Source organism: Streptomyces hirsutus (assembly GCF_001418415.1).
GTDB classification, from domain to species: Bacteria; Actinomycetota; Actinomycetes; order Streptomycetales; family Streptomycetaceae; genus Streptomyces; species Streptomyces hirsutus.
The window spans coordinates 1-9,790 of sequence record NZ_LIQT01000129.1 but is presented as its reverse complement, the minus strand read 5'-3'; the positions used below and the strand labels follow the sequence as shown (position 1 = coordinate 9,790).

The 9,790-nt window shown below is 72.7% G+C and carries 9 protein-coding genes; all 9 read left to right on the top strand.

Translation table 11 applies throughout. The features are described 5' to 3' along the window. Positions 1–55: 55 nt before the first annotated feature. The 9 genes from AOK11_RS10230 to hpnH all read left to right on the top strand — a co-directional run bounded on the left by AOK11_RS10230 (position 56) and on the right by hpnH (position 9,703). A complete protein-coding gene (locus tag AOK11_RS10230; RefSeq protein WP_055593342.1) occupies positions 56–844 on the top strand; it encodes an ABC transporter ATP-binding protein in 789 nt (262 codons plus the stop codon). A 360-nt stretch (positions 845–1,204) separates the two neighbouring features. Next, positions 1,205–2,128, top strand: a complete 924-nt coding sequence (gene hpnC / locus AOK11_RS10225; RefSeq protein WP_055593341.1) for a squalene synthase HpnC — start codon at positions 1,205–1,207, stop codon at positions 2,126–2,128. Next, positions 2,125–3,075 carry a presqualene diphosphate synthase HpnD gene (gene hpnD, locus AOK11_RS10220; protein ID WP_055593340.1) on the top strand — a complete coding sequence of 317 codons (951 nt, stop codon included), beginning with the start codon at positions 2,125–2,127 and terminating at the stop codon, positions 3,073–3,075. Before hpnC ends, hpnD begins: the two co-directional genes overlap by 4 nt. Further along, positions 3,075–3,215 (top strand): DUF6380 family protein, encoded by a 141-nt coding sequence (locus tag AOK11_RS46705; protein WP_351130006.1) that lies wholly within the window; start codon positions 3,075–3,077, stop codon positions 3,213–3,215. Before hpnD ends, AOK11_RS46705 begins: the two co-directional genes overlap by 1 nt. After that, on the top strand, positions 3,212–4,681 hold the full coding sequence (gene hpnE, locus AOK11_RS10215) for a hydroxysqualene dehydroxylase HpnE (protein WP_055593339.1): 1,470 nt from the start codon (positions 3,212–3,214) through the stop codon (positions 4,679–4,681). Before AOK11_RS46705 ends, hpnE begins: the two co-directional genes overlap by 4 nt. 71 nt (positions 4,682–4,752) lie before the next feature. Further along, positions 4,753–5,817, top strand: coding sequence for a polyprenyl synthetase family protein (locus AOK11_RS10210; RefSeq protein ID WP_079034751.1), 1,065 nt, complete (start codon positions 4,753–4,755; stop codon positions 5,815–5,817). A 120-nt stretch (positions 5,818–5,937) separates the two neighbouring features. Beyond that, complete coding sequence (shc, locus tag AOK11_RS10205; protein WP_055593337.1) at positions 5,938–8,034, top strand: squalene--hopene cyclase; 2,097 nt, start codon at positions 5,938–5,940, stop codon at positions 8,032–8,034. Next, positions 8,034–8,675 (top strand): phosphorylase family protein, encoded by a 642-nt coding sequence (locus AOK11_RS10200; RefSeq protein WP_055593336.1) that lies wholly within the window; start codon positions 8,034–8,036, stop codon positions 8,673–8,675. The genes shc and AOK11_RS10200 overlap by 1 nt, the downstream gene beginning before the upstream one ends. A 5-nt stretch (positions 8,676–8,680) precedes the next feature. Further along, the gene (gene hpnH / locus AOK11_RS10195) at positions 8,681–9,703 is read left to right on the top strand and encodes an adenosyl-hopene transferase HpnH (protein ID WP_055593335.1); all 1,023 of its coding nucleotides are present in this window, start codon (positions 8,681–8,683) and stop codon (positions 9,701–9,703) included. Positions 9,704–9,790: the final 87 nt, after the last annotated feature.

The window sequence follows — 9,790 nt, the reverse complement described above, 5'->3', positions numbered from 1 at the left end:
CTGGCCGGCGTGATCGGCTTCGTCTACTTCTGGAAGGCGGAAGAGAGGTACGGCCGTGGCTGACGAGAGGACGGACACCCACATCCCCACCGTCATCGCGGACGACCTGCACATCGTCTACCGGGTCAACGGCGCCCGCGGCGGCCGCGGCAGCGCCACGGCGGCGCTCAGCCGGATGATACGGCGGGGCAAGGACGACGACGCACGGGGCGTGCGCACGGTGCACGCCGTGCGCGGGGTCTCCTTCGTCGCCCACCGCGGCGAGGCCATCGGCCTGATCGGCTCCAACGGCTCGGGCAAGTCGACCCTGCTGCGGGCCATCGCCGGCCTGCTTCCCGCCGAGAAGGGCCGGGTCTACACCGACGGCCAGCCCTCCCTCCTCGGCGTCAACGCGGCCCTGATGAACGACCTGACGGGCGAACGCAACGTCATACTCGGCGGGCTCGCGATGGGCATGACCCGCGAGCAGATCAAGGAGCGCTACCAGGAGATCGTCGACTTCTCCGGCATCAACGAGAAGGGCGACTTCATCACCCTGCCGATGCGCACCTACTCCTCCGGCATGGCCGCCCGGCTGCGCTTCTCCATCGCGGCGGCCAAGGACCACGACGTCCTGATGATCGACGAGGCCCTGGCCACCGGCGACCGCAAGTTCCAGAAGCGCTCCGAGGCGCGGATCCGGGAACTGCGCAAGGAGGCCGGCACCGTCTTCCTGGTCAGCCACAACAACAAGTCGATCCGCGACACCTGCGACCGCGTGCTGTGGCTGGAGCGCGGCGAGCTGCGTATGGACGGACCGACCGAAGAGGTACTCAAGGAGTACGAGAAGTTCACCGGTAAGTAGCCTGGTCCGCCCAGGGCCCCGCCACCACTGGCCCATGGGGTCCGGTGTCCGCAAAAGAAGCGTCAACTCCTGCCGTGCGCAGGAATCTTGACACCGGTCGGCGCGTTGTTCCGAGGCGCGGGGACACCCCGGCGGTCCGTACCGCGCTGTACAACGTAAGCTGTAGCGGTGCCTAAAGACGGCAATCAGGGCCATAACGCGCGACACCGACCGGTGGCCCGGCCGGGTGGAAGTGCGGGCGGCGTGTCCGAAATAGTGTGCATTGGGTCGGCAGTGTAGAACGGGAGATGTGACGGCAATGGCTACGGAGACTCCCCTGCTCAACGCAGTGTGCGCCGTCCCCGGCCAGGGCAGTCCGCGATGACCCGAACCCGCACGGCGCGAGCGGCCGACCCCGGGCGCGCTCCCCTGGACACCGAACGCGCCACCCTCGACAAGGCCGCCGCCGAGAACTTCCCGGTGGCGCCGTTCTTCCTGCCCGGAGCCTGGCGCGCCGACCTGATGGCGGTCTACGGCTACGCCCGCCTCGTCGACGACATCGGCGACGGCGATCTGGCCCCCGGCGGCGCCGACGCCGCACTGCTCGGCGTCGCCCCCGACCGGGCAGACGACCGGACGGCGCTGCTGGACGCCTTCGAGGCGGATCTGCGCCGTGTGTTCGACTCGGTCCCGCGCCATCCGCTGCTGCGCCGGCTCCAGCCGACGGTCCGCCGCCGCGGCCTGCCCCCCGAACCCTTCCTGGGCCTGATCGCCGCCAACCGCCAGGACCAGGTCGTCAGCCGCTACCAGACCTACGACGACCTGCTCGCCTACTGCGAACTGTCGGCCAACCCGGTCGGCCGCCTGGTCCTCGGCGTCACCGGGACCTCGACCCCCGAGCGGATCCGCCGCTCCGACGCGGTCTGCACCGCCCTCCAGATCGTCGAGCACCTCCAGGACGTCACCGAGGACCTCGGCCGCGACCGCGTCTACCTGCCCGCCGAGGACATGAAACGCTTCCACGTCGACGAGGCGGATCTCGCCGCGCCGCACGCCGGCGCCTCGGTGCGCGCACTGATCGCGTTCCAGGCGCAGCGCGCCCAGGAGCTCCTGGACGAGGGCGCTCCCCTGGTGGACAGCGTCCGCGGCAGGCTGAAGCTGCTGCTCGCGGGGTTCGTGGCAGGGGGACGGGCGGCCCTGGGCGCGATCGCCGCCGCCGAATACGACGTACTTCCCGGCCCGCCCAAGCCCGGCAAGGTCCGGCTGCTGCGCGAGGCCGGCACGACGCTGCGAGGAGAGGGGTGATCCGGGCCGTGGAGCCGGACACACACACGTCGGCGCCGGTGCTCGCCGCCTACCGGTACTGCGAGGCCGTCACCGGACAGCAGGCCCGGAACTTCGCCTACGGCATCCGGCTGCTGCCGACGCCCAAGCGGCGCGCGATGTCGGCGCTCTACGCGTTCTCCCGGCGCGTCGACGACATCGGCGACGGCGCGCTGCCGGACGACGTCAAGGCCACCCGGCTCGAGGACACCCGGGCGCTGCTCACCCGGGTCCGGGACGGGGCGGTCGACGAGGACGACACCGACCCGGTCGCCGTCGCCCTCGCGCACACCGCGCAGCAGTTCCCGGTCCCGCTCGGCGGCCTGGACGAGCTGATCGACGGCGTCCAGATGGACCTGCGCGGCGAGACCTACGAGACCTGGGACGACCTGAAGGTCTACTGCCGCTGCGTCGCCGGCGCCATCGGGCGGGTCTCCCTCGGCGTCTTCGGCACCGAACCCGGGGCACGGGGCGCCGAACGCGCCCCCGAGTACGCCGACACGCTGGGGCTCGCGCTCCAGCTCACCAACATCCTGAGGGACGTCCGGGAGGACGCCGAGGGCGGGCGCACCTATCTGCCCGCCGACGACCTGGCCAAGTTCGGCTGCTCGGCCGGGTTCAGCGGGCCGACCCCGCCGGAGGGATCCGACTTCGCCGGCCTCGTCCACTTCGAGGTGCGCCGGGCCCGCGCCCTGTTCGCCGAGGGCTACCGGCTGCTGCCCATGCTCGACCGGCGCAGCGGCGCCTGTGTCGCCGCCATGGCCGGCATCTACCGCCGTCTCCTCGACCGCATCGAGCGCGAGCCCGAGGCCGTGCTGCGCGGCCGGGTCTCCCTGCCCGGACGGGAGAAGGCCTACGTCGCGGTGCGCGGCCTGTCCGGCCTGGACACCCGGCACGTCACCCGGCGGACCGTCAGGAGGCGCGCCTGATGGACACACCACTCCCGCCCGACGGCGCCGCCGGCAAGCGGGGCGCAACCCTCCGCCGCCGCCCTGCGTCCCTGACCGGGACGGCCCGCCGCGCACCGATCCGGCGGCACGGCGGCCGGGCAGGGGAGGGCACGCCATGACCCGTGTTACCAGCTCCGGGAACCCGCCCGCCAGCGACGACGCCCCGGCGGGGCGGCACGCCGTCGTGGTCGGCGGCGGGCTCGCCGGCGCCACCGCCGCGCTCGCGCTCGCCGACGCCGGCGTGCGCGTCACCCTGCTCGAAGGCCGCCCCCGGCTCGGCGGGCTCGTCTTCTCCTTCCAGCGCGGCGACCTGACCGTCGACAACGGCCAGCACGTCTACCTGCGCTGCTGCACCGCCTACCGCTGGTTCCTCGACCGGATCGAGGGGGCGGCCCTGGCACCGCTGCAGAACCGTCTCGACGTGCCCGTGATCGACGCCGACCGGCCCGAGGGACGCCGGCTCGGCCGGCTGCGCCGCGACCCGCTGCCCGTGCCCCTGCACCTGGGACGCAGCCTCGCCACCTACCCGCACCTCTCGCTCGCCGAACGGGCGAACGTGGGCCGGGCCGCGCTCGCGCTCAAGGGGCTCGACCTCGACGACCCCGCTCTCGACGACCAGGACTTCGGCAGCTGGCTGGCCGCGCACGGCCAGTCGCCGCGCGCCGTCGAGGCACTGTGGGACCTGGTGGGGGTCGCCACCCTCAACGCGGTCGCGGGCGACGCGTCCCTGGCGCTCGCCGCGATGGTCTTCAAGACCGGTCTGCTGTCCGACCCGGGCGCGGCCGACATCGGCTGGGCCCACGTACCCCTGGGCGACCTGCACGACCGGCTGACCCGCAAGGCGCTCGACTCCGCGGGCGTCCGCACCGAGGTCCGTACCCGCGTCACCTCCGTCTCCCGGCGCGGCGACGGGGGCTGGAGCGTGCAGGTTCCCGGCGAGACCCTCGACGCGGACGCCGTCGTCCTCGCCGTACCGCAGCGCGAGGCGTACGACCTGCTGCCCGCCGGAGCGCTCGACGACCCCGGGCGGCTGCTCGGCATCGGCACCGCGCCGATCCTCAACCTCCACGTCGTCTACGACCGCACGGTGCTCACCAGTCCCTTCTTCGCTGCCCTCGGCAGCCCCGTGCAGTGGGTCTTCGACCGCACCCGGGCCTCCGGCCTGCGGGAAGGGCAGTACCTGGCCGTCTCGCAGTCGGTCGCCCAGAACGACATCGACGAGCCCGTGGCCGTGCTGCGCGAGCGCTACCTGCCCGAACTGGAGCGCCTGCTGCCGGGCACCCGCGGCGCCACCGTGCGGGACTTCTTCGTCACCAGGGAGCGCACCGCCACGTTCGCCCCCGCTCCCGGCGTCGGACGGCTCAGGCCCGGCGCCCGCACCAAGGCTCCCGGCCTGTACCTGGCCGGAGCGTGGACCGCCACCGGGTGGCCCGCGACCATGGAGGGTGCGGTCCGCAGCGGCGTCGGCGCGGCGGACGCCGCGCTGAGCAGCCTGGGCCGGCCCCGCCCCCGCCACCTCTTCGCGTGGGACGGGGCGGCCCGCCGCGGCGCCCCGGGCCCCGCCGTGCGAGAGGGACTCCGGTGAGCGCCGACGCACCCGCCGTGGCGGGCCCCCGCACCCCCGGTACCGCAACAAGAGGAGAGACTGTGCCCACTGTGCCCCCGGCCTCGAAGGCCGCTGGAAGGACCGCGGCGGACGTGCCCGCGCTCCTGGAGCGCGGCAGGACACTGGCCATGCCGGTACTGCGGGCGGCCATCGACCGCCTGGCGCCCCCCATGGACACCGTCGCCGCCTACCACTTCGGCTGGATCGACGCCCAGGGCAGGCCCGCCGACGGCGACGGCGGCAAGGCCGTGCGCCCCGCGCTCGCCGTGCTGTCCGCCGAGGTCACCGGCGCCGCCCCCGAAGTCGGCGTCCCCGGCGCGGTCGCCGTCGAACTCGTCCACAACTTCTCCCTGCTGCACGACGACCTCATGGACGGCGACGAGCAGCGCAGGCACCGCGACACCGTCTGGAAGGTGCACGGCCCCGCCCAGGCCATCCTGGTCGGCGACGCCCTGTTCGCCCTCGCCAACGAGGTGCTGCTGGAACTCGGCACCGCCGAGGCCGGCCGGGCCGCCCGCCGGCTGACCACCGCCACCCGCGCCCTCATCGACGGCCAGGCGCAGGACATCTCCTACGAGCACCGCGACCGGGTCGGCGTCGAGGAGTGCCTGGAGATGGAGGGCAACAAGACCGGCGCCCTGCTCGCCTGCGCCAGCTCCGTCGGAGCGGTGCTCGGCGGCGCCGACCCGCGTACCGCGGACACCCTGGAGAAGTACGGCTACCACCTCGGCCTGGCCTTCCAGGCAGTCGACGACCTCCTCGGCATCTGGGGCGACCCGGCGGCCACCGGCAAGCAGACCTGGAGCGATCTGCGCCAGCGCAAGAAGTCCCTCCCGGTCGTGGCGGCGCTCGCCGAGGGCGGCCCGGCCTCCGGGCAGCTCGCGGAGATCCTCGCCGCCGACGCGGGCAGCAGTGACTTCGCGAACTTCTCCGAGGAGGAGTTCGCGGCCCGTGCGGCCCTCATCGAGCAGGCCGGCGGACGGGAGTGGACCGCCCAGGAAGCACGTCGACAGCACACCATCGCCATCGAGGCCCTCGACGCCGTCGACATGCCCGACAGGGTGCGGGAGCAGTTCACGGCGCTCGCGGACTTCGTCGTCGTACGAAAGAGATGATCACTATCGGTCGAATAACCCTCGCGTAGTCGCCGGCCGGTGTTGCGGGGAGGTACGGCACCGGCCGACGGCGGACCCACAGCAGACGCACACATTGCAGGACTGCACGAAGGGGAAGCCATGACAGCGACGACCGACGGAAGCACCGGGGCGGCCCTGCCGTCCTCGGTGGCCGCGGCCAGCGACACCGACACCGACATCCCCGTGGCGGCCGGGGTACCCGACATCGCCGCCGACGCCATGCGGCGCGCCACCGAGTTCCTGCTGTCCCGCCAGGACGACCAGGGCTGGTGGAAGGGAGACCTCGAGACCAACGTCACGATGGACGCCGAGGACCTGCTGCTGCGTCAGTTCCTGGGCATCCTCGAGGAGGAGACCACCCGGGCCGCCGCCCTGTTCATCCGGGGCGAGCAGCGCGAGGACGGCACTTGGGCCACCTTCTACGGCGGCCCCGGCGACCTCTCCGCCACCATCGAGGCGTACGTCGCGCTGCGGCTGGCCGGCGACCGGCCGGACGCCCCGCACATGGCGCGCGCCGCCGCCTGGGTCCGCGACCGGGGCGGGGTCGCCGCCTCCCGGGTCTTCACCCGGATCTGGCTGGCCCTGTTCGGCTGGTGGAAGTGGGAGGACCTGCCCGAACTCCCGCCCGAGCTGATCTGGTTCCCGTCCTGGGTGCCGCTCAACATCTACGACTTCGGCTGCTGGGCCCGCCAGACCATCGTCCCGTTGACGATCGTCTCCGCCCAGCGGCCGGTACGGCCCGCCCCGTTCCCGCTCGACGAACTGCACACCGACCCGGCCAGGCCCAACCCTCCCGGACGGATGGCACCGGCGATCAGCTGGGACGGCGCCTTCCAGCGGCTCGACAAGGGCCTGCACGCGCTGCGCCGGGCCGTCCCGCGCCGGCTGCGCAGGGCGGCGATGAACACCGCGGCCCGCTGGATCATCGAGCGGCAGGAGAACGACGGCTGCTGGGGCGGCATCCAGCCGCCCGCCGTCTACTCCGTCATCGCGCTGCACCTGCTCGGCTACGACCTGAACCACCCGGTGATGCGGGCCGGACTCCGGTCCCTCGACCGGTTCGCCGTGTGGCGCGAGGACGGCGCCCGGATGATCGAGGCCTGCCAGTCCCCGGTGTGGGACACCTGCCTCGCGACCATCGCCCTCGCCGACGCCGGTCTGCCCGCCGACCACCCCCGACTGGTCAGAGCCGCCGACTGGATGCTCGGCGAACAGGTCGTACGGCCCGGCGACTGGTCGGTGCGCAGGCCCGGACTGGTGCCCGGGGGATGGGCGTTCGAGTTCCACAACGACAACTACCCCGACATCGACGACACCGCCGAGGTGGTCCTCGCGCTCCGCCGGGTCAAGCACCACGACCCGGAGCGGGTGGACAACGCCATCGGTCGCGGGGTCCGCTGGAACCTCGGCATGCAGTCCCGCAACGGCGCCTGGGGCGCCTTCGACGTCGACAACACCAGCCCGTTCCCCAACCGGCTGCCGTTCTGCGACTTCGGCGAGGTCATCGACCCGCCGTCGGCCGATGTCACCGCGCACGTCGTGGAGATGCTCGCCGTCGAAGGGCTCGCCCACGACCCGCGCACCAGGCGCGGCGTTCGGTGGCTGCTCGCCGAACAGGAGCCGGACGGTTCGTGGTTCGGACGCTGGGGCGTCAACTACCTCTACGGCACCGGGTCCGTGGTGCCCGCGCTGGTCGCTGCCGGCCTCCCCGGCTCGCACCCGGCCGTCCGACGGGCCGTGTCCTGGCTGGAGTCGGTCCAGAACGAGGACGGAGGATGGGGCGAGGACCTGCGCTCCTACCGCGACTCCCGCGAGTGGAGCGGCAAGGGCGCCTCGACCCCCTCGCAGACCGGCTGGGCGCTGATGGCCCTGCTGGCGGCGGGCGAGAAGGAGTCCGCGGCCGTCGAACGCGGCATCGCCTGGCTGGCGGCCACCCAGCACGAGGACGGCTCCTGGGACGAGCCCTACTTCACGGGCACCGGGTTCCCCTGGGACTTCTCCATCAACTACCACCTCTACCGGCAGGTCTTCCCGCTCACCGCGCTCGGCCGGTACGTGAACGGGGAGCCGTTCGCCAAGCCGCCGACTGCTCCGCCGGCGGAGGTGCCGGGAGCGCAGCCGGGGGCGGACACGGCGGCTGCCGGTGCGCCGGGCGCCGGCACACCGCAGCAACCGGCCGAGGCGAAGGGCGGCTGATGAGCCCCCGGGCGGCCCCGACGCCGTTGCTGATCGCCTGCGCGCTCGGCATCGAGCGGCTCGCCCTGAGGGGGAAGGGCCGCGACGGCCCCGGCGGGCCGGTCACCGTCCTGCGCACGGGCATGGGACCCGCGGCGGCCGAGCGCTCCGTCACCCGGGCGCTCGCCGGCCCGGCGCTGCGCGACGCCGCCGTGCTGGCCACCGGCTTCTGCGCCGGACTGGCCCCCGGAATGCACCCCGGCGACCTGGTGGTCGCCGGGGAGACCCGCGACCCGCGCGGCAGCGTGCCGTGCGTCCGGACCGACCTGCTGGTGAAGGAGCTGGCACGGGTCGCGCCGGGGCGCACCGTCCACATCGGGCCGCTCACCGGCTCCGCGCACGTGGTCCGGGGGCACGAACGGTCCGAGCTGCTCACCACCGGCGCGATCGCGGTCGACATGGAGTCCGCGGCCACGCTCCTGAGCGCCGTCCGCGCGGGTGCGCGCCCTGTTGCGGCCGTACGGGTGGTCGTGGACGCTCCTGAACATGAACTGGTCCGGATCGGCACGGTGCGCGGTGGAATATCGGCTTTCCGCGTTCTTCGTTCCGTTCTTCCCGCGTATCTCGAATGGCACCGTTCCTTGCTGCTCCCCAGGAGGTGAGCCAGATGGCCATGCCGCTGCGTCAGTCCATCAAGGTCGCTACATACTTGGCCGAACAGAAGCTCCGCAGGCGGGACAAGTTCCCGCTGATCGTCGAACTGGAACCGCTCTTCGCCTGCAACCTCGCCTGTGAGGGCTGCGGGAAGATCCAGCACCCGGCCGGGGTGCTCAAGCAGCGCATGCCGGTCGCACAGGCCGTGGGCGCGGTGCTGGAGTCCGGGGCGCCGATGGTGTCGATCGCCGGCGGCGAGCCGCTGATGCACCCTCAGATCGACGAGATCGTGCGCCAGCTGGTGGGCCGGCGCAAGTACGTGTTCCTGTGCACCAACGCCATGCTGCTGCGCAAGAAGATGGACAAGTTCACCCCGTCGCCGTACTTCGCGTTCGCCGTGCACATCGACGGACTGCGCAAGCGGCACGACGAGTCCGTCGCGAAGGAGGGCGTGTTCGACGAGGCGGTGGCCGCCATCAAGGAGGCCAAGCGACGCGGCTTCCGGGTCACCACCAACTCGACCTTCTTCAACACCGACACCCCGCAGACCATCATCGAGGTGCTCAACTACCTCAACGACGACCTCCGGGTCGACGAGATGATGATCTCGCCCGCCTACGCCTACGAGAAGGCCCCCGACCAGGAGCACTTCCTCGGTGTGGAGCAGACCCGCGAGCTGTTCAGGAAGGCGTTCGCCGGGGGCAACCGCCGCCGCTGGCGGCTCAACCACTCGCCGCTGTTCCTGGACTTCCTCGAGGGCAGGGTCGACTTCCCGTGCACCGCGTGGGCGATCCCGAACTACTCGCTCTTCGGCTGGCAGCGCCCCTGCTACCTGATGAGCGACGGCTATGTGCCGACGTACCGGGAGCTGATCGAGGAGACCGACTGGGACAAGTACGGCCGCGGCAAGGACCCGCGCTGCGCCAACTGCATGGCGCACTGCGGCTACGAGCCCACCGCGGTCCTCGCCACCATGGGGTCCCTGAAGGAGTCCCTGCGCGCCCTGCGCGAGACGGTCTCGGGAAACGGGGAGTGACGCCGTGACCGCTGTCTCCCTCGGAGTGCCCGAGGTGCCCGTCCGGTCGCTGGCTCGGCGCCGCAGGAGCCGGAAGATCCAGGTCGG

Bases quoted from the DNA above. Each gene is read 5' to 3' on its own strand.
- hpnC (WP_055593341.1), top strand. From the start codon at position 1,205: ATGACCCGAACCCGCACGGCGCGAGCGGCCGACCCCGGGCGCGCTCCC.
- AOK11_RS46705 (WP_351130006.1), top strand. From the start codon at position 3,075: ATGGACACACCACTCCCGCCCGACGGCGCCGCCGGCAAGCGGGGCGCA.
- hpnE (WP_055593339.1), top strand. From the start codon at position 3,212: ATGACCCGTGTTACCAGCTCCGGGAACCCGCCCGCCAGCGACGACGCC.
- shc (WP_055593337.1), top strand. From the start codon at position 5,938: ATGACAGCGACGACCGACGGAAGCACCGGGGCGGCCCTGCCGTCCTCG.
- AOK11_RS10200 (WP_055593336.1), top strand. From the start codon at position 8,034: ATGAGCCCCCGGGCGGCCCCGACGCCGTTGCTGATCGCCTGCGCGCTC.
- hpnH (WP_055593335.1), top strand. From the start codon at position 8,681: ATGGCCATGCCGCTGCGTCAGTCCATCAAGGTCGCTACATACTTGGCC.